22 protein-coding genes are annotated in these 24,757 nt (G+C 69.8%); 11 read left to right on the top strand and 11 right to left on the bottom strand.

From position 1 onward, the window contains the following. Positions 1-64: 64 nt before the first annotated feature. Positions 65-223 carry a hypothetical protein gene (locus tag ACQPYY_RS21655; RefSeq protein WP_433590770.1) on the top strand — a complete coding sequence of 53 codons (159 nt, stop codon included), beginning with the start codon at positions 65-67 and terminating at the stop codon, positions 221-223. Positions 224-292: 69 nt separating this feature from the next. Here the strand turns inward: ACQPYY_RS21655 and ACQPYY_RS21650 are convergent, their stop codons facing one another. Then, positions 293-2,395 (bottom strand): protein kinase domain-containing protein, encoded by a 2,103-nt coding sequence (locus tag ACQPYY_RS21650; protein ID WP_433590769.1) that lies wholly within the window; start codon positions 2,393-2,395, stop codon positions 293-295. A 219-nt stretch (positions 2,396-2,614) separates the two neighbouring features. On the opposite strand from ACQPYY_RS21650, the gene ACQPYY_RS21645 reads away from it, so the two are divergent. Further along, positions 2,615-3,112 (top strand): hypothetical protein, encoded by a 498-nt coding sequence (locus ACQPYY_RS21645; protein ID WP_379104605.1) that lies wholly within the window; start codon positions 2,615-2,617, stop codon positions 3,110-3,112. 45 nt (positions 3,113-3,157) lie between these two features. Here ACQPYY_RS21645 and ACQPYY_RS21640 read toward each other — a convergent pair whose 3' ends face one another. Next, on the bottom strand, positions 3,158-3,757 hold the full coding sequence (locus tag ACQPYY_RS21640; RefSeq protein ID WP_379104603.1) for a TetR/AcrR family transcriptional regulator: 600 nt from the start codon (positions 3,755-3,757) through the stop codon (positions 3,158-3,160). A 152-nt stretch (positions 3,758-3,909) separates the two neighbouring features. On the opposite strand from ACQPYY_RS21640, the gene ACQPYY_RS21635 reads away from it, so the two are divergent. The 8 genes from ACQPYY_RS21635 to ACQPYY_RS21600 all read left to right on the top strand — a co-directional run bounded on the left by ACQPYY_RS21635 (position 3,910) and on the right by ACQPYY_RS21600 (position 11,257). Next, on the top strand, positions 3,910-4,752 hold the full coding sequence (locus tag ACQPYY_RS21635) for an alpha/beta fold hydrolase (protein ID WP_433590768.1): 843 nt from the start codon (positions 3,910-3,912) through the stop codon (positions 4,750-4,752). Beyond that, complete coding sequence (locus tag ACQPYY_RS21630; protein ID WP_433590767.1) at positions 4,749-7,124, top strand: beta-glucosidase family protein; 2,376 nt, start codon at positions 4,749-4,751, stop codon at positions 7,122-7,124. Before ACQPYY_RS21635 ends, ACQPYY_RS21630 begins: the two co-directional genes overlap by 4 nt. A 351-nt stretch (positions 7,125-7,475) precedes the next feature. After that, the gene (locus ACQPYY_RS21625; protein ID WP_379104597.1) at positions 7,476-8,342 is read left to right on the top strand and encodes a MinD/ParA family ATP-binding protein; all 867 of its coding nucleotides are present in this window, start codon (positions 7,476-7,478) and stop codon (positions 8,340-8,342) included. A 70-nt stretch (positions 8,343-8,412) separates the two neighbouring features. Then, a complete protein-coding gene (locus tag ACQPYY_RS21620) occupies positions 8,413-9,432 on the top strand; it encodes a helix-turn-helix domain-containing protein (protein WP_433590766.1) in 1,020 nt (339 codons plus the stop codon). 137 nt (positions 9,433-9,569) lie between these two features. After that, the gene (locus tag ACQPYY_RS21615; RefSeq protein WP_433590765.1) at positions 9,570-9,899 is read left to right on the top strand and encodes a hypothetical protein; all 330 of its coding nucleotides are present in this window, start codon (positions 9,570-9,572) and stop codon (positions 9,897-9,899) included. A 113-nt stretch (positions 9,900-10,012) separates the two neighbouring features. Then, positions 10,013-10,489: a hypothetical protein gene (locus ACQPYY_RS21610; protein WP_433590764.1), complete on the top strand. Its 477-nt coding sequence runs from the start codon at positions 10,013-10,015 to the stop codon at positions 10,487-10,489. A 29-nt stretch (positions 10,490-10,518) separates the two neighbouring features. Beyond that, entirely contained in the window at positions 10,519-10,848 is a 330-nt protein-coding gene (locus ACQPYY_RS21605; RefSeq protein ID WP_433590763.1) for a hypothetical protein, read from the top strand. A gap of 202 nt (positions 10,849-11,050) precedes the next feature. Beyond that, positions 11,051-11,257, top strand: coding sequence for a hypothetical protein (locus tag ACQPYY_RS21600; protein WP_379104590.1), 207 nt, complete (start codon positions 11,051-11,053; stop codon positions 11,255-11,257). Between the two features lie 84 nt (positions 11,258-11,341). Here the strand turns inward: ACQPYY_RS21600 and ACQPYY_RS21595 are convergent, their stop codons facing one another. From ACQPYY_RS21595 to ACQPYY_RS21555, 9 genes are all read right to left on the bottom strand, one after another. Continuing rightward, positions 11,342-12,340: a phosphatidylinositol-specific phospholipase C gene (locus ACQPYY_RS21595; RefSeq protein WP_433590762.1), complete on the bottom strand. Its 999-nt coding sequence runs from the start codon at positions 12,338-12,340 to the stop codon at positions 11,342-11,344. A gap of 61 nt (positions 12,341-12,401) precedes the next feature. Continuing rightward, the gene (locus ACQPYY_RS21590) at positions 12,402-13,106 is read right to left on the bottom strand and encodes an FHA domain-containing protein (RefSeq protein ID WP_433590761.1); all 705 of its coding nucleotides are present in this window, start codon (positions 13,104-13,106) and stop codon (positions 12,402-12,404) included. Beyond that, on the bottom strand, positions 13,106-14,395 hold the full coding sequence (locus ACQPYY_RS21585; protein WP_433590760.1) for a vWA domain-containing protein: 1,290 nt from the start codon (positions 14,393-14,395) through the stop codon (positions 13,106-13,108). The genes ACQPYY_RS21590 and ACQPYY_RS21585 overlap by 1 nt, the downstream gene beginning before the upstream one ends. Next, on the bottom strand, positions 14,392-15,495 hold the full coding sequence (locus ACQPYY_RS21580; protein ID WP_379104578.1) for a PP2C family serine/threonine-protein phosphatase: 1,104 nt from the start codon (positions 15,493-15,495) through the stop codon (positions 14,392-14,394). The genes ACQPYY_RS21585 and ACQPYY_RS21580 overlap by 4 nt, the downstream gene beginning before the upstream one ends. Next, positions 15,492-17,981, bottom strand: coding sequence for a tetratricopeptide repeat protein (locus ACQPYY_RS21575; RefSeq protein ID WP_433590759.1), 2,490 nt, complete (start codon positions 17,979-17,981; stop codon positions 15,492-15,494). Before ACQPYY_RS21575 ends, ACQPYY_RS21580 begins: the two co-directional genes overlap by 4 nt. Then, positions 17,978-19,159, bottom strand: a complete 1,182-nt coding sequence (locus ACQPYY_RS21570) for a hypothetical protein (RefSeq protein ID WP_433590758.1) — start codon at positions 19,157-19,159, stop codon at positions 17,978-17,980. Before ACQPYY_RS21570 ends, ACQPYY_RS21575 begins: the two co-directional genes overlap by 4 nt. Before the next feature lie 8 nt (positions 19,160-19,167). Further along, entirely contained in the window at positions 19,168-20,127 is a 960-nt protein-coding gene (locus tag ACQPYY_RS21565) for a glutamate ABC transporter substrate-binding protein (protein WP_433594697.1), read from the bottom strand. Between the two features lie 5 nt (positions 20,128-20,132). After that, complete coding sequence (locus ACQPYY_RS21560) at positions 20,133-21,395, bottom strand: hypothetical protein (protein WP_433590757.1); 1,263 nt, start codon at positions 21,393-21,395, stop codon at positions 20,133-20,135. Positions 21,396-21,775: 380 nt separating this feature from the next. Next, the gene (locus tag ACQPYY_RS21555) at positions 21,776-22,471 is read right to left on the bottom strand and encodes a TetR/AcrR family transcriptional regulator (RefSeq protein ID WP_433590756.1); all 696 of its coding nucleotides are present in this window, start codon (positions 22,469-22,471) and stop codon (positions 21,776-21,778) included. 96 nt (positions 22,472-22,567) lie between these two features. On the opposite strand from ACQPYY_RS21555, the gene ACQPYY_RS21550 reads away from it, so the two are divergent. Further along, positions 22,568-24,748, top strand: a complete 2,181-nt coding sequence (locus tag ACQPYY_RS21550; RefSeq protein ID WP_433590755.1) for an MMPL family transporter — start codon at positions 22,568-22,570, stop codon at positions 24,746-24,748. Positions 24,749-24,757 lie beyond the last annotated feature (9 nt).

The raw sequence follows: 24,757 nt of genomic DNA, 5'->3' as shown, positions 1-24,757 counted from the left end.
CTGCGCGGGGGATGGGGGTGCGGTCGTGAGGGTGATTTCGCACGACGCGCCCGACTATCCCGTCATGAATTTGCAAGCGGCGCAGCGGGGTTTGACCGTGCATCAGGGGTGCGGTGAGAGTTGTGATGCGCGGCGGTATTTCCAGGGACTGGTACCCCGGCTCGAGACGATCGCCAAGGAGATCGAGTCGATGCGCGCGCGAACCAGCTGGAACATCTGGTAGCCGCCCGTACGCGGATCGGTCACCGACGTGAGCGGCGAATGATGGACAGGGCGAGCACCGGCCAGAGGTTCAGCCGGCGGCCGGGGTCGTCGAGCTGACCGGACTGGTGGAGGTGAGGGTGTAGGCGCCGACGGTGATGGTGATCGCCTGGTCCGGGGTCGCCGAGGCTCCGGCTGCCGGGTTCTGCGCGATCACCTTGCCGTCCTTGGTGGAATCGTTGGTCGTCCCGGTGGATTTCGCGACGCTGCCGTGCCAGCCGAGAGCCTGGAGCGCGGAGGTGACGGCGGCGGGGGAGAGACCGATCAGAGTGGGCACGGTGATGGTCGTGGTGGTCGAGGGCCCGGAGGACACGGTCACCTTGACGGTCGAGCCGACCGGCTTCGCGGTCCCGGCGGCCGGGGAGGTTTCCAGGACAGTGCCTTTCGCGCTCTTGTCCTCGCGCTGAACCTGTTCGACGACGAACCCGTCCTTCTCCAAGCGCGCCTTGGCCTGCGCGATCGCGGACCCGACGACATCCGGCACCGGAACGGTTTTCGGCTGCTGGGATGTGACCGGAGGCGGCGTGTACGGGGCCGCCGTGGTCGGCTGCGTGTAGGGCGCGGTCGTGACCTGCGGAACCTCTGTGGTGGTGGACGGTTCGGTCGTGACCGCCCCGGTGGTCGTCGCCGTGATGGTGGGCGTGTTCGAGGCCGCCGCGTTGCTCGGTCCGGGACGACCGTCGCCCGCGCGCACCAGCAGGTACCCGAGGACCGCGATGGTGACCACCAGGGCCACGGCCAGCAGGATCCGGCCGGGGCCGCGGCGCTTGCCGGGAACGCTTGCGCCCGTGCCTGTCCCGGGACCCGGGCCGGACCCGGTGCGAGTGCCGATACCGGGAACATCATGACGCCCGCTCACATCGGACGGCATGGGCCCGGTCACGAAGCGGGTCGGCGCGGGCCCGGTGCTGCTCGAACCGGGTGCGGGCCCGGTGGTCTCGCGCATGGGTGCGGGTCCGGTCATCAGCCGGGTCGGTGCGGGTCCCGTACTCGAGCGCGCCTGGTCGGGCCCGGTGTTCACCCGGCCAGGTGCGGGCCCGGTGTTCAGCCGAGTGGGCGCGGGCCCACTGTTGAGGCGAGCCGGAGCCGGTCCGCTGTTCACTCGAGCGGGTCCCGGACCGCCGTTCAGCCGAGTGGGTTCCGGCTCCGGCCGCGTGGTGGCGGGACCGTTGCCGGGCCGGATCGGAATCGGCAGCGGCGCCGGAGGCATGGTGGCGGCATTGCGCTCGGGTTGTCTCGCACCGGATCTGGGCCCGCTGACGTGCACCGTCCCCGCCGGGGCGGTCCGCTGCGTCCCCGGCCGGCGCAGGATTCGCGAGGCCGCCCAGGCGAGATGCGTGCAGGTGTCGAAGCGCCGTTCCGGGTCCTTGGCCATGGCGCGGGCGATGAGCTCGTCGAAACCCCGTGGCAGCGTGGGGTTCCGGTCCGAGGGCATCGGCACCGGCTCGTAGGCGTGCCCGTAGATGATCTGCCCGACGTTCTGCCCGGGGTAGGGCGCCTCTCCGGTCAGCATGTGGAACAGCGTGCACCCCAGCGAGTACACGTCGGCGCGCCGATCGGCTTCCCCGGGCCGGGTGAGCCGTTCCGGGGCCGCGTACTGGAAGCTGGCCAGGATCTCCCCGTTCTGGGTGAGCTGTCGGCTCTCGTCGAGGGATTTGGCGATGCCGAAGTCGGTGAGCACGGCCCGTTCCGGACGCCCGTCCGCGAGCAGGATATTGGCCGGTTTCACGTCGCGGTGCAGGATGCCGGTGTCGTGGGCGTGGTCGAGGGCCGCCGCGGTCTCGGCGATGATGCGCACGGCCCGCGCCGGATGCATGGGTCCCTCGCGCAGTGCCCGCGCCACGTCGCTGCCGTCGACGAAGGTCATGGAGATCCACAGCCGGTTGTCTTCCTCGCCGCGCGCGTAGACGGTGACGATGTTCGGATGCTGCAGGCGCGCAACCGTATCGGCCTCGCGCTGGAACCGGGCCCGGTGTTCGCGTTCGCCGCCGGGCAGGGTCAGCAGTTTCAGGGCCACGAATCGTGGCAGGTCGCGGTCTCGGGCTTGATAGACCGCGCCCATTCCGCCGGCCCCCAGCTTTCGCAAGATCTGGTAGCCGGCGAAGTTCTCACCGGGTTCGAGCGTGCCTCCCACGGAGGTGATATCGCGATAGGCGTCCGCTCCGAAACGTTCGGCGTGTCGTGCTCGCGCGAGTCGGGCTTTTCGATCATGGTCCTGCCGTTGGGTCGCCGGACGTGGCAATGACCTTGTAGTCTTTCACAATTCGGTGGGCGGCCCCGGCTACTGTCTGGGCTGTCTTGCATCCACCGGGTACTGGAAGCAACCGGTCAACAGCAAAGGGGAACGCCGGACGTGGACGTGGGAGCAGTGGCGGCGGCCGCGCAATCGGGTCGCAGCAGCGAAGCCATCGTCGCCGACACCGAGCAGCAGGTCATCGAGATGCTCACCAACATCGGTCGCTATTACCAGGCGATGTACAACCTCGGCGACATCCGTTCGCCGGGTGCGGAGTTGCGTGCGGCCTGCTCGAAACTGCTGACCGTCGCCAACTGGCTGGACACGGCCCGCGACGAGCAGTACCAGGACGCTCCGCCGTCCGAACCGGGCGCGCCCGCGCCGGAACAGAACCGCTCGCTGCCGCGGGTGGTCGCCGATTTCCTTGCCGAGCATCCCGAGCAGACCTGGACCCCCGCCGAGGTGATCGCGGCATTGCAGGGTCGCGGCGTGGAGCTGCCGATCAGCGCCCGGCATCACGTCGCGGTGGCGCTGGGCCGAATGGCGCAGCGTGACAACAGCAATGTCCGCAAGTTGGACCGCGGCAAGTACCAGTACGCGGCGGACTCGGCCTAGCCTGATTCGCCGCTTCCGGCACCTATGTCGGATTTGTCTGCGCCCCTATGAGATCCAGGCGATGAGCTCGTCGATGTAGGCGCGGAAGAGCGTGGCCATGTCGACCCGGTCCGGGTCGACCAGCCATTGCAGTTGCAGGCCGTCCATCATGGCGAAGACCTGCCGGGCGACCGCCGCGGGGTCGATGTCGGCGCGCACGCTGCCGTCGGCCTGCCCTGCCTCCAGCGCCGCGCCCAGATAGTCCTGGAGTCGCCGGTAGCGGTTCTGGGCCCACCCGTGCGCGGGATGATCGACGGTGACGGCCTCGCTGGTGAGAACCGTGAACAGCCGAACCAGGCCCGGCACGTGCGTGTTGTGATCCACCAGCTGCGCGAGGCGCACGAGGGCGTCCTTGCCGCGCAGCTGCTGATCGAAGCCCAGCCGGTCGTAGTCGAGGCGGTCGCGGTAATCGAGGACCGCGGACAGCAGCGCCGCCTTGTTGGGGAAGTAGTGCAGGACCCCGGGCTGGGACAGGCCGCAGCGTTCGGCGATCTCGGCGATGGAGGTGCTGCGATAGCCGTTGTCGGCGAAGGCCTTCAGGGCCACGTCGATGATCTGCTCGCGGCGGTCGTCGCCCCGGCCGCGGCGTCGGGGGTGGGGCGTCATGTGGTGGGACACTAGTCAAGCGTGTTGATCAGGCAAAACCTGACTATGGTCACAAAAGCATAACGTTACCTAATGGTCACTCGGTAAACGCGGTATCCGCTGGCACACTCGGGGCCAGCCGTACAAGGCAGTACGAGGGAAGGGATCGCCGGATGAGTCAGGCCCTGATCACGCCGTTCACACTGCGGGGAGCCGCTGGAAAACTGGCCGCCTGGGAAGCCGCGCCGCCCGCCGGGACCGAATACCGCGGCACCGCGCTGCTGGTGCCGGGCTTCACCGGCTCGAAGGAGGACTTCGAGGAGATGCTGCCGTTGCTGGCGGACGCCGGCTATCGGGCCGTCGCCTATGACCAGCGCGGGCAGTGGGAGTCCGAGGGCCCCGACGAGGTCTCGGGCTACGCCCTGGCCGATTTCGTCGGCGACCTCCAGGGCGTGGTCGACCAGATCTCGCCGGACGAGCCCATCCATCTGGTCGGGCACTCCTTCGGCGGCTACGTCTCCCGCGTCGCGGTGATCGAGCGCCCCGAACGGTTCCGCACCTTCACCCTGCTCGCCTCGGGCCCATCCTCGGTGGAGGACATCAACTTCCCGCCGCCGCTGCTGATCGCGCAGCTGGTGGAAGCCGGCGGGCAGGAGGTGATCTGGCAGCAGATGAGCGCGGTCATGGCGCAGGCCGACCAGCAGCCCTCGCCGCAGCGCCAGGAGTTCCTGCGCGAGCGGATCCTGCGCACGAAGCAGGCCAATATCGTCGGCATCCTCACCTGCATGGCCGAGCCGCCGGTGAAAGATCCCGCGGTGCTGCGGGATTCGGGCGTGCCGCTGCTGGTGGCCTACGGCGACACCGATGACCTGTGGGCCCCCGAGGTGCACGAGCGCTTCGCCGCCCAACTGGGCGCGCGGACCGCCGTCTACCCCGGCTCCGGCCACGTGCCCAACGAGGACGTCCCAGACCGGGTCTGCGCGGACCTGGTGACCTTCTGGAAGGAACGAGCATGACCGACGCCGTCGACGACCTGCTCGCGAAACTGGATCTGCCCGCCAAGATCCGGCTCGTCTCGGGCGCGAACTTCTTCCGCTTCGCCGGTGACGAGAGCATCGGCCTGGCCGACATGCCGGTCTCCGACGGCCCGTCCGGCGTGCGCGGCGAGCAATGGGACGAGCGCGACCCGTCGGTGAGCCTGCCCTCCGGCACCGCCCTGGCCGCCACCTGGGACCGCGACCTGCTCACCGACATCGGCGCGCTCATCGCCGCCGAGGCACGCCGCAAGGACGTGTACGCGGTGCTCGGCCCGACCATCAACCTGCACCGATCCCCGCTCGGCGGACGGCATTTCGAATGCTTCTCCGAGGATCCGATGCTGACCGCCGAGATGGCCGACGCCTACGTGCGCGCGGTGCAGGCGCACGGGGTGAGCGCGTGCCCCAAGCACTACGTCGCCAACGACTCCGAGACCGAGCGCTTCACCGCCGACGTCATCGCCGACGAGCGCACCCTGCGCGAGCTGTACCTGTACCCGTTCGAGCGGTCCGTGGAGGCGGGCGCGTGGATGGTGATGGCGGCCTACAACTCCGTCAACGGCACCACCATGACCGAGAACGACCTGCTCGACGAACCCTTGAAGGGCGAGTGGGGTTTCGACGGCGTGGTGGTCTCGGACTGGACCGCCGTCCGCTCGACCCTCGGCGCGGCCAAGGGCAACGATCTGGCCATGCCCGGCCCGTGGGAGCTGTGGGGCGCGCCGCTGGAACAGGCCGTGCGCGACGGCCGGGTCCCCGAATCCGCGATCGACGACAAGGTGCGGCGCATCCTGCGCTTCGCCGAACGGGTCGGCGCGCTGAACGGAACCCCCACGCCCGTCCCGGCATTCACCGACGAGCAGTCCCGGCAGCTGGTGCGCGAGGCCGCCGCGCTGGCCATGGTGCTGGCGAGCAATGACGGCACCCTGCCGCTGCGCGCGCCCGCCCGGGTGGCGCTGCTCGGCTCCGCCGCCGCCGAACCGCGGTTCATGGGCGGCGGCAGCGCGACCGTGATCCCGGCGCACACCACCTCGCCGCTGCAGGGGCTCTCCGAGGTGCTGCCGGTGGTGTACACCCCCGGCGTCCACCTGAGCGAGAACATGATTCCGATCCCGTTGGACCTGGTCACCGATCCCGAGACGGGCGAGCCCGGGCTGTCGCTGCGGTACCTCGGCGAGGACACCGTGCTCGACACCGAACACCGCGCCGCAGGCAACCTCATGCTGTTCGGGAACCCGAATGCGGTGCGGGCCACGGTCATCGAGCTGCGCGGGCGGCTACGCGCCGACGTCGCGGGGGAGTGGCGCATCGGTTTCGCGGGCGTGGGCGCGCTGACCCTGGCGCTGGACGGCGAGCAGGCGCTCGAGGAGACCGTGCTGCCCGACGGCGCCGATCCGGTGGAGATGCTGCTGAATCCGCCGCAGCGCTTCGTGACCCGCACCCTCGCCGAGGGGCAAGAGGTCGAGATCCTGGTGCGCATGGCGCCCGGCGGCGGTTTCCCCGCCATGGGCATCACCTGCGCGGTCGGCCGTCCGCGCCGCTCCGACGACGACGAGTTCGCCGCCGCCCTCGATCTGGCCCGCACCAGCGACGTGGCCGTGGTCGTGGTCGGCACCACCGAGCAGATCGAATCCGAGGGCTTCGACCGCACCACGCTGCGCCTGCCCGGCCGTCAGGACGACCTGGTCGCCGCCGTCGCCGCGGCCAACCCGCGCACCGTCGTGGTGGTGAATTCCGGTTCCCCCGTGGAGATGCCGTGGCGCGACGATGTCGCCGCGGTCCTGCTCACCTGGTTCCCCGGCCAGGAATTCGGTGCGGCGCTGGCCGACGTGCTGACCGGTGTCGCCGAACCCGGCGGCCGTCTGCCGACCACGTGGCCCGTGACGATGGCCGATGTCCCGGTGCTGGACACCAAGCCCGGGCCCGACAACGCGCTGCCGTACTCCGAGGGCATTCACATCGGCTATCGGGCCTGGCTGAAATCCGGTGTGGCCCCGGCCTATCCGTTCGGCCACGGACTCGGCTACACCACCTGGGAGCTCGACGAGCTGACGGTGTCCGGCCGCACCGCCACCGTCACCGTCCGCAACACCGGGGCGCGCGCCGGTCGTCAGGTCGTGCAGGCGTACCTGTCGCGCGCGGGCAGCGCCGTCGATCGCCCGGTGCGCTGGCTCGCCGGATTCGCGGTGATCGAGGCGGGCGCCGGTGAATCCGTCAGTGCCACCATCGAATTGCCGAGGCGCGCGTTCGAGCACTGGACCGCCGACGGCTGGGCCGTCGAACCCGGTTCCTTCACCCTGTACGTCGGCACCTCGGTGACCGCGCTGCCGCTCACCGCCGACATCGGCTGATAACACGCATCCACCCCGGAGGTCCGGCCGTTCGCGGCCGGACCTCTGACATTCAGTGCCAGCGATTCTGCAGGGCTATCGATCCGGATGCATTGTTGACAAGATCATGTAATATCTGGCGACATCGAAAGGGGCTGCACAGCAACCTTTTTGCACTCTTGATCGACTTCAGGGCGGTAGGGGGTATCGGGGGGAAATCAACTTCAGGCTTCGAAAGATGTCGAAGCGCAGGGGCAGCTCGTCGACGCGGTGGGGGCGTTGATGGCGAGACGCAGGGGCCGGCTGCGCGCGACGTGGTGACCACACGGATTCCGCAGTATCGACTGCCGCTCGCACCAAAGGAATCTAGCGATGTCCGAAAACTTCCCGGATCATCCCGCGGCCCTGTCCTCCACACCCACCGACCTGTCCCTGCTGTTGCGTCCGGCCCCGCCCGGAGGACCCACCGACATGGTGCGCATGCATCCGAGCAACGGCTACCTGCTGTGGGCCGACCTGCCGCCCGTGCTCGTGCTGGGCAGCTCCGGCGGCTCCGGCGCGACCACCACCGCGCTCGGCATCGCGGGCGCGGCCGCCTACGACTACGGCGAGCACTCGCCGGTGGTCGTGGACGCCACCACCACCGGCGGTGACCTCGCCGCGCGCGGGTGCGACACCATCGACGCCGCCGGCACGGTCCAGTCCTGGCTGAACATGGCGCACCGCAGCCTGCCGTCAACGGTCATCGACAGCTGCGGCGAAAACAGCTCGGGCGTAGGCGTTCTGCCGCGCGGACCCGAAGCGCTGCCCCGTCGTGAGACCTACTCCTCGGTCCACCGCGACCTGGTCGAGGCGGGGTGCCTGCCCGTGTACGACGGTGGCGCGCCGGTCACCAGCCGCGTGGTCGCGCCGTTGCTGAGCGATTCGCGCATCTCGCTGGTGATCACCCTGGCCGCCCGCCCCGATGCGGTGAACCGGCTCAAACCGGCGCTGATCTGGCTCGATGACAACTACAGCCAGTACCACCTGGCCGACGCGGTCATCGTGGTCACCCGCCAGCACCCCAAGGACGGGCCGCTGGTCACCGAGCACGTGCGCAAGTATCTGGGCGACGTGGTCCGCGCGGTCGCCGAGATTCCCTACGACACGCACCTGGGCTCGGGCGGTCCGGTCAGCTGGAGGCGGCTGGCCCCGCCGACACGCGCGGCTTACCGGCAACTGGTCAATCTACTTCGCTAGCCGCACAAGACCATTCGGTTCGTTTGCTGGGTCGGCCCGGCGGCGCGAGGGTTGCTGGCAGGATTGCCCCATGAATGCCTACGACGTGACGGTGGGTGGCCAGCGCATCTCGACCGCCGGGGCCTCCGCGCAGGAAGCGTTCGATCTCTGGGCGTCCATCCTGAGCGAATCGATGGTGAAATGCTCGATGGAACCGCTCTCGGACGAACCGTTCCACGGCGTACTCGATCCCTGCGTGCGCTCGGAGCCGATATCGATCGCCCGAGTGGCGAATTCGGACACGATCGCGCGCCGCACCCAGCGCCACATCGCCGCCTCCGACGAGCCGTACGTGCTGGCCTGCCTGACCACCGCCGGCGTCTGTGACGTCCGTTGCGGCGGAACCTATCTGCGTTCCCCGGTGGGCACCATGGTCCTGGTCGACGGCGAGCGGCCGCAGGAGGCGATCACCACCGGGTACGAGGGCATCATGATCCGGGTCCGGCGCGACCTGCTGCTGCGCGCCGCGGGCTTGCGTGACGACGAATTCCCGTCGGCCGGACGGTTGCAGCCGATCGGGCACGAAGCCTTGGTGATCGACTTCTTCCGGCGGCTGGTGCACCTGTCGCCCGAGGCCCTGGGCAATACGGTCATGTTGAACTCCGGCATCGGGCTGCTCGCGGCCGGACTGGCCCTCGGCGGCGGCCGGCCGCCGGACGAATCGGCCGCGAACGCCCTCCTACGCCAGCAGGTGATCGCCTTCCTGAAGGCGCACCTGGGCAACCCGGAGCTGACGCCCGACCGGATCGCCGTCGCCTGCGGACTCTCGCGGCGCAAGTTGTTCCGGCTCTTCGCCGATATCGACGGCGGCCCCATGATGCTGCTGCGCCGCATGCGCGCCGAGCGCGCTCGCGAACTGCTGGTCGCGGCCCCCGACCGCACGATCGCGGCCATCGCCGTCGCCTGCGGCTTCACCGGTGACCGAAACTTCTATCGCGTGTTCCGTGCCGAGACCGGTCTGACTCCTCGCGAATACCGTGACCACGTGCTGTCCGTGCGCCCGGCGGCGAATCCGCCGGTGAGTGTGCCGCTGGATAGCTTCTCGGCGTAACGGCCTGTCGCCGATCGCATGTCACGCGTCGACGCTGGCGTGTCACCCGTTGTCAATGGCGATGACCATTAGATTGCTGTGAAGCTGCTGAAGGGTTGCGGAGTAATAGCGTGACTCCAGTCTTGTGCAGCATCAGAATGACGGGCACGAGCAACCGTGGGAGTGCTGATTTGCTGAAGCTCGACAGGGCGACGACCCCGATCGCGACCGTACGGGCCAGGGTGCCCGTGGCACTGCGCCGCGGAGTCGATTGTGCGGCAGAGGTTGTCACGTTCGACCACCTCGAGGATCCTGGCGAGCACGTGGCCTTCGTCGTGGAGCCCCCGGCCGGGGCGGCGGGAATTCCCTTGGTGCGGGTGCACAGTGAATGCCTGACCGGCGACCTGCTGGGCTGCGACCGCTGTCAGTGCGGCGAACAGCCGCCGCCGGTCGCGTCTGATCTATTCCTGTGCACTCACAGCCGATAATCCATTCCGCGCCAATTGATCTGGGTGTGCGAATGGTCCGATAGCATCGAATGGTTGCTCGGGTACGCGCCATCCGTTCGATCGTCGGGATTCGGCAGGTAGGTGGGATGCGGGTGAGTTCAGGTGCGAAGTCGTGTATCCGCTGCGGTGGCCGCCTGGCACGCGACAACACCGGCGAGCAGTGCGGACCCTGTGAGCGGGGCCGCGAGCGGCTGCCGCGGCTGGAACGTCCCAATGGCGGACCGAGGCCACTCGGTTGGCTGTACCAGGACGCGGGCGATCTCGCGATGGCGAGCGAATGGACCGGGCGGGCCGCCACACTGGCCGGTGAATGCGGCGACGAGCGATTGCGGTCCTACACCCTGGTGCGACAGAGCAATATCGCCGTCGAATCCGGCAATCCCGCGATCGCGATCGAATTGGCGCGGGCGGCGCTGCGCAATTCCGCCGAGCTGCCCCGGGTGCGCACGCTGGCGCTGCTGCAATTGGCGCACGGGCACGCGCTGCGAAGGGAGGGAAACGAATCCGATCGGGCCATCGGGCAGGCCTGGGAAGCCACCGCCGATACCGCCGCGGGGGACGTGATCTGACCGGCTATTGCACACCGGAATTCATTCGCATGGAAACCGCGAACAGCTGGGTGCACCTGGGCAAGCCGGAAGCGGCGGTGGAGACCCTGCTGAAAGCGCTGCCGCTGTGGCAGATCGAGGATCGCCGCGATCTGGGGCGAGGTCTGGCGCTGCTGGCGGTGGCGCAGGCATGGACCGGTCAGGCCGATCAGGCGCTGGAGGCGGCCCGGCACGCGCTCGCGATCGCCTCCGAGACGCACGCCAGCCGGACCCTGCGGCAATTGCACCGGCTGCCCGAGGAATTGACCGGTGCCGGGGGTGCCGACCAAGCGCGGGAATTGCGCACTATTCTCCATCGCACGCTGCGTGTGCAGCGCTGATAATGCGAGGTTGATTTGCTGAAAATTATCGAAATGTCGGACTCGGGTGTCACTAGGGGTCGCACCGGCTGTCGCCGGACGTCGGTCGAGGTGACCTTTGCGTTTCGGTGACCACTCTGACATGCAGAAACTGTTAGGTTGATCTTGTTCGAATGCATCTCACGAGACATGGATTCGAGGACAGATGAAGAATGCTGGTAAGTTGCCAACCCTGGCTATCGCCGCCCTGCTGCTGACCTTCATCGGGCTGCTGCTCATCGGGCCCGTGGCCGCCGGATTCCTGATCCAGGCGAGCGTGGGCGGTCCGGCCGACCTCGCCACCTTCGCCCCGCTGGTCGGCATGGCGCTGGTCGTCGCCTTCGCGCTGGGTGCGGGGATCTGGATGTTCTGGACGCTGCTACGGCGCTGAGATCGATTGCGGGATCAGAGATCCGCCACCACGGCCACCACGGCCACCACGGTGGCCGCGGTGGTGACCGCCGGCGAGATCGCGTCAGGCGAAGTTCTTTTCGATCAACTGGGTGACAACCGACGGGTAGCGGTCGGGGAAGTCCATCGGCACGATGCCGTAGTGCGCGGCCTGGCCGCGGTGCGCGGTGAGGTAAGCGTCGACCTTCGGCATGATGGCAGCGGCATTGTCCTTGGGCCAGGCGTTGTCGGCGAAACTGGTGAAGTTGATGTACTCGACGGTGTTGGCGGGATCGGCGGCGGCCTTGTCGAAACAGTCGCGGACGTAATCGAATTTGTCGCCGCCCGACGAGCCGAAGTTCGAGGAGCCCGAATCCAGTCCGGCCAGGCCCTTGTTCTTGTACCGGTCCTGTAGGTAGATCCGATCGGTGCTGAACACGCCGTTGTCGCCGCCGGGCCACTGCAGACAGCCCAGGGAGTTCGCGAACTGCGCGATGAGCACGATCCGTCCGCGCGCCTCGCCCAGTGCGGGGAAGCGGTTCTCCAGCCAGAACAGCGAGCGGTAGCCCTTGGCGTCCAGGTAGCCGTTGAAGATGCGCTCGAAGTTCGAGCCCACGTCGTTATTGGTGCCGTCCTCCTTCTTGACCCGCATGATCAGGACCTCGCTCGGATTGCGGGCCAGGAAGGTCCGGCACTGATCGAGCACGGTGTCGAAGGTGATGCCCTGGTAGAAGCCGCTGTGGTAGACGCCGAAGGAGTCGGAGGTGTGGTCCTGCAGACCGTTGCAGCGCATGTCGAGAAAACGGATGCCGTGCGCGAACTGGTCGGGCAGCGACCAGTTTTGGGTGTGGGACCATTCGGTGCCGTTGGCCGGATCGGTGGCGCAGGAGTCGTGGGTGCCGGGAATGGTCAGGCGCAGCAGCGGCGTGGTGTCGGCCAGTGCCGACATCCACGCCTGCGGGGCCGCCGCCACGGTCCGGGCGTGCGGAATCGCCTGGGCCGCCGCGCCGGTCAGGCCGGTGGCGACCGTGCCGGCGACGGCGGCCAGGGTGGTGCGGGCGAAGTCTCGGCGCGTCAGGCTCATAGAGCGGGGAGCCTAACCTGGACGACGGTCCAAGTTTGCCGAATTGCCCGAATTGGTGGGGTCAGTCCTGTTCCGTGCTCAGGGTGATGGTCGTCCAGCCGCCCACGTGGATGCGATCGCCGTCCCGCAGGGGAATGGCGGTCTTGGGCGCGATCGGGGTCGGGCTCTCGTTGATGCAGGTGCCGTTGGTGGACCCGAGATCGGTGACGGTCAAGGTGCTGCCACTGATATGGAGGATCGCGTGCGACCGCGACACCGCGATATCGGCGGGCGCGACCGACAGATCGATATCCGGGTGCACACCCTGCGAGACACTGCGCTTCCCGATCAGGATATTGGGCCCCCGCAACGGGATTCGGCGATCGGGGTAGTAGTCGGGAAAGTCGACCCGGTCCAGGTCCGGACCCTTCTGGGCCCGCATGCGCGCGTAGTGCCCCGGATCGGCGGTCACCGTCGCCACCCAGACCGGGCCCCCGTTCGGGCTCTGCCGGGTCTCGCCCTCGGTCTGAGCGGTCGACCCCTCGGGCTCCGCGACAGTCCCCGCCGACCGCTCGTGCCCGCCCGTCGTGGTCGGCGCGGGCGGTGGCGGCGGCAGCGCCGAATCGTGCCCGCAGTTCTCACAGAACCGCCCCTCGGCAGGCACCCCGCAGGACGGGCACAGCGCCGGAGGCGTTGCGGCGGTGGCCGACCCGTCCCCGACCGGCGCACCACAGGTGTCGCAGTAATCGCTGGCGGTGGTCTCGTGCCCGTCGGTGCAGAACGCCATCACGGCTCCTTGCGGACGCGGGCCGTCTTCGTGGAGCGCACGTCGAGGGCCATCTCGTCGGCGGGATCGACCTTGTTGCGTAGCCGGATGGTGCCGGTGCGCTCGTCGACCACGTCGACCACGCTGAGCAGCAGCTTGGCGGTGTTCTCATTGCCGGACTCGGTGGCCAGGTGGTAGGCGCGCTGGAGTTTGGCGGTGGCCGTGGCGAAGTCGCCCTGCTTGCGCGCGGCCAGGCCCTCCTGCACGGTCTGGGCCAGTTCGGCCTGGCCGGTGTAGTGGGCGACGCGGCGGCTGATGATCGCCGACTTGTCGGTGTCGGTGGTCCAGGCCGCTTTCACCAGACCCTGCCCGAGGATCTCGCCGTCGGCCAGCACGCTCACCCGTGCGGTCAGTTTCTCCCGACCGGCCGCCGCGGGCTCGACGTCGAGCTGCACGTGGTAGTCGCGATCCTCCGCGCCCCACGAACCCAGCCCGTACTCGCCGATCTGCGGACCCGCCTCGACCCGGCGCGCGGTGAGGTCCTCGATGAACGGCGCGACCTGTTTGATGAACGCGATCCGCGCGCCCACCGGCGTCCACACCCGCAGCGTGAGCTCCGGAATCGCCTTCTCCATGGAGGTCTCCATCATGGCCGCGAAATCCTGGGCCAGCTGGTCCGCGGTCTTCACGATGTCAACGGTGCCGTGCAGCGCGGAGGCGATGGCGCGCAGCTCGTTCGGCTCCCAGTCCGCGCCGACGCCGCGGCAGTCGCAGGTGAAGACACCCGTCGACAACTGGATCTCCTCGGCCAGCCGCTCCGGCGTCTCGTGCTCGTTGCGGCCGTCGGTGAGCAGGATCGCGTGCACCATCGCGCCCGGGTGCTGCTTGGCGATCAGCCGCGACAGGCCCAGCCAGGTGCCGATGGCGGTGCCGCCGTGCGGGGACAGCTTGTCCAGGGCGCGACGGGCATTGGCGCGCTCCTGCCGGCTCGCCACCGCGGACGCGCCGCTGTGCGGGAACACCACCTGCGCCTTGTCGGTGCCCTCCACGATCGCGAACCGGGTGCCGTCGGGCATGACGTCCAGGGCGGCCAGGGTGGCCTGGCGCGCGCCCGCGAACTTGCCCGCGCCGCCCATCGAGCCGGAGGTGTCGATGATCAGGATCTCGACCCGGGGCGCGGGCGCCACCGACACCACCAGATCGTCGGTGGCCTCCACGGTCACGATGGCGTCGACCGTGCGCGCGCCCTCGGCGAGGAATTCGTTCTGGTCGACCGCGACCGAAAGGCCTTGGTTCTCAGCGGAAGTCACGGAGTGTCTCCTGACGGTGCTAGGGATGGGACGGGGACGAGCGCGACGGTGATGTTGTCCTTGCCGCCCGCGCCGAGCGCGTGCTCCACCAGGGCGCGCGCCGCGGGCAGCGCGGGCAGCGAGCTGGTGAAGCGGGACAGGGCCGCCGCCTCGGGGAGGTAGTTCCACAGGCCGTCGCTGCACAGCAGCAGCACGCCGGGTTCGCTGGTACGCAGGGTGCGCACGCAACTGGGGGACCACTGGTGTTCGGAGTCGGCGCCGAGCCAGCGGGTGAGCACGTGCGCGTGCGGGCCGTCCATGGCGGTGGCCGCGTCCAGCAGGCCGTTGTCCACCATGGCCTGGGCCAGGGTGTCATCGACGGTGAGCCGTTCGGAGTCGTCGCCGGGGCGCAGCCAATAGGCCCGGCTGTCACCGACGTTCGCGACGGTGACGGCCGCGCCGCCGTCGGGCTGGAACTGCACGATCGCCGAGACATAGGTGCACGACGGGGACTTGCCGTCCGGGGTGCCCACGGCCGTGACCGCGTCGGCGGCGGCGGTCAGCCCGGCCAGGGCGCACTCCTCGGCGGACCGGTCGGCCGCGAGTGCGGCCAGGGTGGCGTCCAGGCCCGCGCGGACCGCCGCGCCCGAGGCGGCCTGCGGATCCTCGGAGGTGGACACCCCGTCGCAGACCGCGATCACCGCGGTGGCGGGACGATCCGGTGACGAGCTGTCGAGCACGGCCGCGGCGACCGCGTCCTCGTTGCGGGCATGCAGCAGACCACGATCGGTCACCAAGCACGCCGTGCCCAGATCCGCTTCGAAGCGATCGCGCTCCGGGCCCAGCTCACCGCAACTGGCGCAGTAGCCGTCCGGATCGAACGCCGTGCCCCCGCAGCCGTGGCAGTCGGGCGCGGGACCCGCCGCCAAGCCGGCGCCGTCCCCGCCCTCGCGGCGCGCAGCGCGGGCCGCGTCGGCCACCGGCACCGTGGAGCCGGAACCGGGCCGGAACTCCCTGGGCGGCAGTGCGATCAGCCGGACCCCCAGTTTGCTCCCGCACGCCTCGCAGAAGCGGTCGGTGTCCGCGGCGAAGGTGCCGCAGCGCGGGCAGCGGGCCGTCACAGCAGCGTCCTCGGGCGCACGGCATTGGCCTGTTCCACCAGGGCGATGCGCTCCCACATGTCGTCGGTCTCGTGCGCGAGATCGCGATAGCAGCGTTCCAAACCGGTCCGTACCCCTTGTTGATCGAGCGCCACCCCCAGCAGCGGGGAGTGGTCGGTGGGCACTCTGCCCGGCTTATCTGGTCCGTCGTGGCGCAGCCAGCGCAGCGCCGCGTCCAGGACTCGCAGCCGGGCCTGTGCGGCGCGGCGTTTCGAGTCCAGGGTCAGCTTGCCGATCCGGGTCCCCGCGTCGCGCACCAGTTGTTCGGTGAGCTCGGCGGGATCGTTCACGGCCAGCAAGGTCTCGACGGCGGTGACACCCGCCTCGGTGTGCACCGCCGAAGCGGCGTCGACCTGATCCAGCACCGCGACCGCGCCCGGGTTGTCACCGGCCGCGCGGCGCGAGCGGGCGGCGCCGAAGGCCGCGCTGGTGAAGGTGCGGTCGGTACGCCACACCAGGTCGTAATAGGCTTCCGCGCGGGCCGCTTCTGCGGTGGCGCCGTCGGCGGCCAGCAGCTCGGCGGTGACGGCCAGGGCCAGCTTCGGGGCCGCCTCACCCGGCAGCGCGCTGTAGAGGGCGTCGAATTCGGCGGTGGCGGCGGCCCAATCGCGTTGCAGCAGGCGGGCCTGACCCGCGAACCAGGTCAGCCGCCAGTCCCCGGCGAGCGTGGACTCCACCTCGTCGAGGCGGCGCAGGGCGTCGTCGGCGTCGCCGAATTCCAGTGCGGCGCGGATCAATCGGAGCGGGATCTCGACCGACTTGGCCTGGCCGGTGACCACCGACTGCAGGCCCGCGTTGATCTCGCGCTCCAGGTCCTCGGGGGTGACCGCGCTGGTCGAGGCGAGCAGGGCGGCGCCGCTGTCGCCCGGATCGATCAGCGGGACCGGTAGCGCGGCGATGATGTCGCGCGGATCATCGGCTAGCTGGTCGCCGACGCCGAATACCGCGCGCGGCGGGCCGAACCGGGTGGACAACCCCGGCCGGGGCCGCCCGTCGTCGCGGGCCAACACCTCGCGCAGCACGCCGGTGAGCTGATCGCCCATCTCGGTCATGGAGGTGAAGCGCGCGTCGGGGTCGATGTCGGTGGCGCGCAGCAGGAACCGGTAGAGCGACTCGTGGCGGGCCATCAGCGGTTCGGCGTCCGGGCCGGGCAGCGGGCCCAGCTCGTTGTTCACCGGCGGGATCCGCATGATCAGCGCCGCCAGCGTGCGGCCCACCGTGTACACCTCCGACGCCACCGTCGGCCCGGTCTGCGCGATCTCCTTGGCCTGGTAACCCGGTGTGCCGTAGATGGTTTCGGTCTGGTCGTGCAGGCCGATCACCGCGCCCAGGTCGATGAGCTTGAGCTGCTCCTCGGTCTGCATCACGTTGTCGGGCTTGAAATCGCAGTAGGCCAGGCCGCGATCGTGCAGGTACTCCAGCGCGGGCAGCATCTCCAGGATGTAGGCGATGGCGCGCGCGGGGCGCAGATACTGCTGATCGGCCGTGCGCTGCTCGCGCAGGATCTGCTTGAGCGACTTGCCGCCCACGTACTCCATGACGATGTAGCCGACCGGCTTGCCGTCGGGGCCGGTGTCCTCGGCGAAGTTGTAGATCCGCACGATATTCGGGTGATCGACCTGCGCGAGGAAACGCTTCTCGGCCACCGCCGCCCGCATGGCGTCGGCGTCACCGGTATTGAGCAGGCCCTTGAGCACCACCGGGCGGTTGTCGACCTTGTGGTCCACCGCCAGATAGATCCAGCCCAGGCCGCCGTGCGCGAGCGGGCCCAGCACCTGGTACTGGCCGCCGACCAGATCGGCGCTCGACAGCTTGGGGGTGAAGGAGAAGCGGGTACCGCAATGCGCGCAGAACCCCTCGGCCCGGCCCGGCTCCCCATTGCGGCTGCGGCCGACCGGGCGGCCGCACTTGCCGCAATCACGGTGGTGCTCGGGCACTTCCGGGTCGGCGAGGACCGCTTCGGTGGGATCGCGGCGGGGGACCGAGGGGACCTTCACCATGCCCGCGCCGAGGCGGCCGCGGCTCGCGCCGGAGGAACCGGAGCGGCCGGTGCGGACCGAGCGCCCACTGCGGGAGGCCCGGCTGGTCGCCGTGGATCCGGTGCCGGTGGTCGCGCTACCGGCCTGCGCGGTGGTGGCCGTCACCGAGACCGGAGCGGGCGCGCTGCCGCAGACATCGCAGTAGCCGTCGAGAATCGTTCCCGTGCAACCTGGTTCGGTGCAGCTGTCCGACGCCGCGCCGCCCGCGCCGGTCGGGATGCCCGTGCCCGTGTTCGTGACCGGGTTGCCGGTCGCCGAGCCCGGCACACTCCCGGTCGGGGCGGCCCCGGAGCCCCCGGCCGCGCTCGATCCGCCCCCGGTGCCCGCCCCCGGGCTCGGGGCGGTGCCGCAGACGGTGCAGTACCCGTCCTCGATGGTCCCGGTGCAGCCGGGCTCGGTGCAGTTCATGATCGCCTCCCCGATTTGTGCGCGATGAGCTGGCGGTAGTCCGTGATGGCGCGGGTGACCGCGGCCAGGTCGCAGGGCCGGCGCGCGAGCAGTCCGGCAGCGATGCGACTCGAGGCCAGCACATCCTGTTCCTCGCTGACGCCCAGGCGCGCGGCCTTGGCGCGATAGGAGCTGAAGCGTCCCTTCAGTTCCAGTCGCCGGTCGAGCAGTCCCTGGGCCAGTTGCTCGTTGCGGGTCGCGGTGTCGAGGGCGGCGGCGATGCGCTGGCGCAGTTCCCACAGCGCGGCCGGGGTGGGCTGCTCGGCGTCGAGCGCGGTCAATTCCGCGCTGTAGACGGAACTGTCGTCGGCGTGGCGGGGCAGGGGCGCGGCCAGGATGATGCTCTCCACTTCGGCGCGCGCGTGGTCGGCGCGCTCATAGGTCTTGCGCAGCACGTCGATCAGCGTCCGGACGCGTTCGACCGCGGTGTCCCAGTCCGCGGACATGGCCCGCAGATCGGCCAGGACGGCCGCGGCCTCGCGCATGCGGCGCGACAGCTCGGTCAACCGGCGGTCCAGTGCGTCCGGCGCCAGCGCGAGGGGATCGGTGGCGACCTGCACCGACAGTTCGTCGAGATCGGCTGCCAGCGACCGCAATTGCGGCATGGGCGAGCCGACCCGGTCCAGTTCCGCGCGCAGCGGCGCGACCTCGGACATCACCCGGTCGTTGACCGCCTCCACGGCTTCGAGCACCCGCACCACGAGCGGGAAGGCCGCGTGCATCCGCTCGAGCAGCTCGGCGATCCCGATCAGCTGGACCTGTTCGCGCGGCCCGCCCAGCGCGCGCTGCGACATGGGAATCGCGGTGCGCGCCAGCTCGATCGGCTGCCCGCGCAGCAGCCGGGTGAGCTCCTCGCGGTCGAGGGCGTCCAGTCGCCGCCGGGCCCGCGCGGACCGCGCGTGATCCAGCACAGTGCCCAGGCGGCCGAAGTCCTCCCACAGCAGTTCCAGCGCCGCGCGGGCCGGAGCCCAGCGCTGCTCGGTCACGCCGGTGGGCGGGAATCGCCGCAGCAGGACCAGACCGGGATGCTTGTCCAGCTCCACCAGGGTCGCGGCGATGATCTCGATCTCGCGGGCCCGCTCGGCGATGTCGCGGTCGATCTCGGCGACGCTGAGAATGTGCCCCGGATTCGGTTGCATGGCCGAACTCAATCGCTGTACTTGGGCGCCGGGGGACCGTTGGACGGCCCGAGCACGCTCAGCCGCTTGTTGTAGAGCCGCTGCCAGGTGCCGTCGTTGCGCACCCGCTCCAGCACGCCGTTGACGAAGCGCACGAAATCGGTGGCCTGCTGCTGGATCCCGATGGCGTAGTTGTCCGAGGCCATGGCGTCGCCGACCACCTCGAGATTCGGGTCCTGGATCTTCAGGCCGTACAGCAGCGGCAGGTCGGTGCTCGCGGCGTCGACCTCGCCCTGTTGCAGCGCGGTCAGGCAGTCCAGCCAGTTGTCGATGCCGATCACGATGGGGCGCTGCGGGAGCGCGAAGACGGCGTCGAGGGTGGTCGAGTTGGGGATGCCGCACACCTTCTTGCCGCCCAGGTCGGCGGCTGAGCGGATGCCGGAGCCCTTGGTCACCAGTACCCGCTGGTCGGTCTCGAAGTAGACCGTGGAGAATTGGATGTCCTTGCGGCGCGCGCAGGTCGCGGTGAAGCTCTGGACCACCATGTCGACCTGGCCCTTGGTCAGCGCCTGCACCCGGTTCGCGGTCTCGATGGGCTTGAGCTCCACCCGGTCCGGATCGCCGAACAGGTCCCTGGCCACCTCGTGCGCCAGATCGATGTCGAAGCCCTCGATCTCGCCGGTCGCCGGATTGCGGTAGCCGAACAGGAATTCGTTCTGGTTCACCCCGACCCGGATCTTGCCGTTGGCGACGATGGCCGCCATGGTCGATCCGGCCGGCATGGAACCCGGCTGCGGCTGCGGGCCCTGCGGCCGCAGGCTCGCGGTCGGGTTGCAGGACTGGTCGACCCGCTGGTTGGGGCCCGCGGTCAGCACCTTCGCGCCCGCGGGCAGTCGATTGTCGGGAGGCAGCTGGAAGGGCGGAGCCTCCGGCGTCGAACCGCACGCGGCGGCCAGCAGCGCTACCGCCGCCAGCACCATGATCCGCATCCGCTTCACAAGAACTCCTTCAACCGTGGCCACACCCCGACGACGATCGAGCCCGCCGCCGCCAGCAGGAGCGTCAGCGTGCCCAGGGGACTCAGGGTGAGAGCGTTTCCGGCCGTGTTCACATCGTCGCGCACTTCCTGGCGGGTGCGCTCGAGTTCGGTCTTCAAGGCGGCATCGAGGGCGGCGAACTGCGCGGCGGATCCGGTGCCGTCGGCCTTCACGGTCTGGTCCACCGCGCCCCGATAGTTATTGCTCAGGTAGGCGGCCACTTCTTTCTGATGGCCGTCCTGCCAGCCGGAGAAAGCCTTGGACGCGGGCGAGTCCGCGCTCACCAGATCCCTCAGATCGGCGCGCAGTGTGGCGCTGCCCGCGGCGAAGCGGTCCTCGCTGGCCTTGCTGTCGCTGCGGGTGATCAGTTGCAGGGTCTCCTCGGTGCGGGCCTGCTGGGCCAGAATCCGAGCCTGCGCGATCTTCTCGAAGCGGGCGGTCGCGCCGGTGTCGATCGACGCGGAGGCCGCGATGGTGGTGGTCAGAATCCAGAGCAGGGCGATCACGGTGAGGCCCGCGGCGGTGACCACGCCCGGATTGATCCAGCGGTTGGTGCGGTTCACCAGCAGCCAGGAACCGTAGCCGCACGCCGCCAGCAACAGCACCAGCAGGCCGACGCTCCACAGCGGCAGGCCGGTGATGGCGCGCTGGTCGCGGTGCAGCTGGTCGAGGCGGATGCCCTCCAGTTCGGCCGCGTTCGTCAGCAGCGAGCCCTGCATGAGGGCCGAGGCCTGGCGCAGGTAGGCGGAACCGACCGGCAGACCCTGGCGGTTATTGGCGCGGGCCGCCTCGACATAGCCGGTGTAATTGGGCAATTCGGACGAGATCTTGGCGAGGATCGTGCGGGTCTCGTTGTCCGAGGCGCCGGTCGTGGCCTCGGCCAGCGCGGCCGCCGCGTCGGTGAGCGCGTTCTCGTAGCGCATCCGGACCTCGGGCGACTCGATGCCGCCGGACAGGTACGCGGTGGAGGCCGCGGCGTCGGCGGTCGACAGCGCCACGTAGAGGCGCTGCGCGGCATTCGCCAGCGGCTCGGTGTGCGCCAGCACGGTGTCGTGGCGAGAGAGCTTGGCGCTTTGCTGATTCGCCGTCACCAGGCCGCCGATCAAGGCGAGCAGGGCGAGGGTCGCGCCCACCGCGCCGATGACACCCGGTGCGGTGCGCGCCAGGCGTCGCGTCCATTCCGCGGCATTGCGAATGGTCGCCGGTAAGCGACTCCTCAACTCCGATTCCCCCGTTCGACCGGCCGGTTCTCCCCGTATGGCCAGATCGTACGGGAGTGATCGCACCCTGTCGATCGAGTTCCAATCGGTTGGAATTCGATTGTTCAGGAGCCGATTTCGAATGTCCGCGCATTCGTGACCGGACCGTGAAATCAAGATTTCACCGCTGGTAATCGCCGGGAAACGTTCCGGCGCAACAGGCGATTCACTCGATGTGACTCAGACACCTTATGTCACAACGTCATCAGTTCCGAACGATGTCACCGTATACCCATTCGCGCAATCCCCGACTTCGAATATCGGGATGTGGATGAGTTTCGAGGTACGGCTGACTTTCGTACCGCTGATGCCGACGCCGCCGCCCGGCGAACCGCGCCGGTTCAGACCGGAAGGGCGATGTGCGGGTCGTTCGAGCGGTAGGGCTCGGCGCGGGGGCCGGTCGCGAGGCCGCGCAGGACGGTGGCGATCGCGTGGTGGATGGCCGCTTCCCGATCGGCGTCGGTGGCGTCGGCCAGGGGGGCGTCGATGAGGAGGGTCGCCAGGCCGTGGACCGCCGCCCAGGCGGTGAATTCGGCGCCGGGGCGTTGGCGGGGATCCATGAAGCCCACGGTGACCAGGGCGTCCAGTCCGACGCCGATCAGCTGGAAGATCGGGTCCTCGGTGACGTCCTTGTCGATGTTGATGTCGATGGTGCAGAAGGCGGTTCGGAACAGGCCGCGTTCGCTGTCGGCGTACTCGATGTAGGCGCGGCCGGCGGTCGCCAGCCGGGCGATGGCGGTGGCGGTCGGGTCCGGTTGTTGCGGAACGCCTTTCATCGCCGTGTCGAGGGCCTCGAACAGGGCCTCGGCCGCTCGGTCGTGGACCGCGGCCAGCAGCTCCTCCTGCCCCTTGAAGTGGCGGTAGGCGGCCGTGGCCGTGACGCCGACCGCGCGGGCGGCGGCGCGAACGGTGACGGCGGTGGGCCCGCCGATCTCGGCGAGCTCCGCGCTGGCGCGAACGAGGGCGTTGCGCAGATCCCCGTGATGGTAGGGGGCCTCGCGAGCGGGTCGTTGCGGCGCGTCTTCAGTGATGGCCACGACATTGATGTTGACACCTGTACAGATTCGATGGCAAGTTAACACCCATAAAGTTCACACCCGTCAACATTCGTGTCTGCACGAGGGGAATCAACCATGAGCGCAGTGCTGGGGAGGATCGGCGACTTCGCCTTCCGACGCCGGGGCCTGGTCGTCTCGATCTGGATCGCGCTGCTGATCGCCGTGATCGGTGGCGCCGCCGTCGGGGGCGGCCACCTCGACGACCGGTTCACCGTGCCGGGGGCCGAATCGCAGCATGCGCTGGACACCTTGGCCGAGACCGCGCCGGGCGCGGCGGGGGCCACGGCCCAACTGGTCTTCACCGCGCCGCCGGGTCACCTCATCTCGGAAGCGCCCTACCGCGCGGCCATCGCGCACACCCTGGAGACCGCCGGAACCGCGCCGGGCGCGGTCGGGGTCACGACGCCGCAGCAGGCGGGAACGATCTCACCCGATCAACGGACCGCGATCGGGATGGTGTCCTTCACCGGTGACCGCTCCCAGGTGAGCGACGCCGCCCGCACCACCGTGGAGCGGTCCGCGGACTCGGCGCGGGACGCCGGACTCGACGTGTCGGTCGGCGGCACCGTGTACGGCGTCGGCCAGATGCAACCGGGTCTCACCGAAGTCCTCGGCCTGGGTGTGGCCGTGCTGGTGCTGCTCGTCACCTTCGGATCGCTGCTGGCGGCCGGGATGCCTCTGCTGTCGGCGATCTTCGGCATCGCCGTGACGGTGGGCGGGCTGCTGGGGGTGGCCGCGGTCGTGCCGGTGTCCTCGACCGCCCTGACGCTGGCGCTCATGCTCGGGCTGGCGGTCGGGATCGACTACGCGTTGTTCATTCTGTCGCGGCATCGATCGCAGCTGGCCACGGGGCTCTCGCCCCGAGAATCGGTCGTGCGGGCCAACCAGACCGCGGGCAGCGCGGTCGTTTTCGCCGGAACCACGGTGATCATCGCGCTCGCGGCGCTGAGCGTCATCGGGATTCCATTCCTGACCGTCATGGGCCTGGCCGCCTCGGGCGCGGTACTGGTCGCCGTCGCCGTGGCGATCACCCTGCTCCCCGCGCTGGCCGGATTCGCCGGTCCTCGGCTGACGCCGCCGGCCGGGTCGCGGGCCGAGCGCCGGGCCGCGACCACCGGCGCGAACAGTCTGGGTGCGCGCTGGGCTCGCCTGGTCACCGCGCGGCCGATCCTGACGGTGGCGGCGGTGGCGGGAGCGCTGATCGTGCTGGCGATTCCCGTGGCCTCCCTGCGAATGGCGCTGCCCGACAATGGATCCGCGGCCGCTACGACCGGGCAGCGCGCGGCCTACGACACCATCTCCGAGAAGTTCGGTCCCGGATTCAACGGCCCGCTCGTGGTGGTCGTCGACGCCGGCGGTGATGCCGGAGCGGCCGCGCGGGTGGCCGAGACCGTGCGCGGGCTGCCGGACGTCGCCTTCGTGGCGCCGCCGCAGTCGACGCAGCGGACCGGGCAGTCGCTGGTTCTGGTCGTCCCGGGCAGCGCGCCGGAATCCCGGCAGACCGCCGACCTCGTGCACTCGATCCGCGGCCAGGCCCCCGCCGCGGTCCCCGGCGCCCGGGTGGCCGTCACCGGTGACACGGCGGTCACCATCGATGTCTCGCAACGGCTTTCGGCGTCGCTGCTCCCGTTCCTCGGCGTCGTGGTCGGGTTGAGTCTGCTGCTGCTGGTCGTGGTGTTCCGCTCGATCGCGGTGCCGGTGAAGGCGGCGCTGACCTTCCTGCTGTCGGTCGCGGCCGCGCTCGGGGTGACGGTGGCGGTGTTCCAATGGGGTTGGGCCGCCGATCTTCTCGGTGTCGCCAAGACCGGACCGGTGGTCGCGTTCCTGCCGATCATCCTGGTGGGTGTGCTGTTCGGGCTGGCCATGGACTACGAGGTGTTCCTCGTCTCCGGCATTCGCGAACAGTGGCTGCGCGAGGGCGACGCGACGGGGTCGATCGTGGAGGGCACCCGGCACAATGCCCGGGTGGTCACCGCGGCGGCGACCATCATGGTCGTGGTCTTCGCCTCGTTCGTGCCCACCGACGACGCCATGATCAAGCCGATCGCCTTCGCGCTGGCCGTGGGTGTGCTGGTGGACGCGTTCGCGGTGCGGCTGACCCTCGTCCCCGCCGTGCTGGCCCTGCTGGGCCGGGCCGCGTGGTGGCTGCCGCGCCGGCTCGACCGGATCCTGCCGGAATTGAATATCGAAGGGCCGCAGGAGGATCAGCCGGTGCGCCGCGAGGAAGAGCGCCTGCCCGAGCCGGTCTCGGTCTGACCGAGCGGA

Source organism: Nocardia sp. CA-145437 (genome assembly GCF_050956485.1).
GTDB lineage: Bacteria > Actinomycetota > Actinomycetes > Mycobacteriales > Mycobacteriaceae > Nocardia.
Note: the sequence above shows the minus strand (reverse complement) of the source record. Positions and strands in the feature narration are given on the sequence as shown.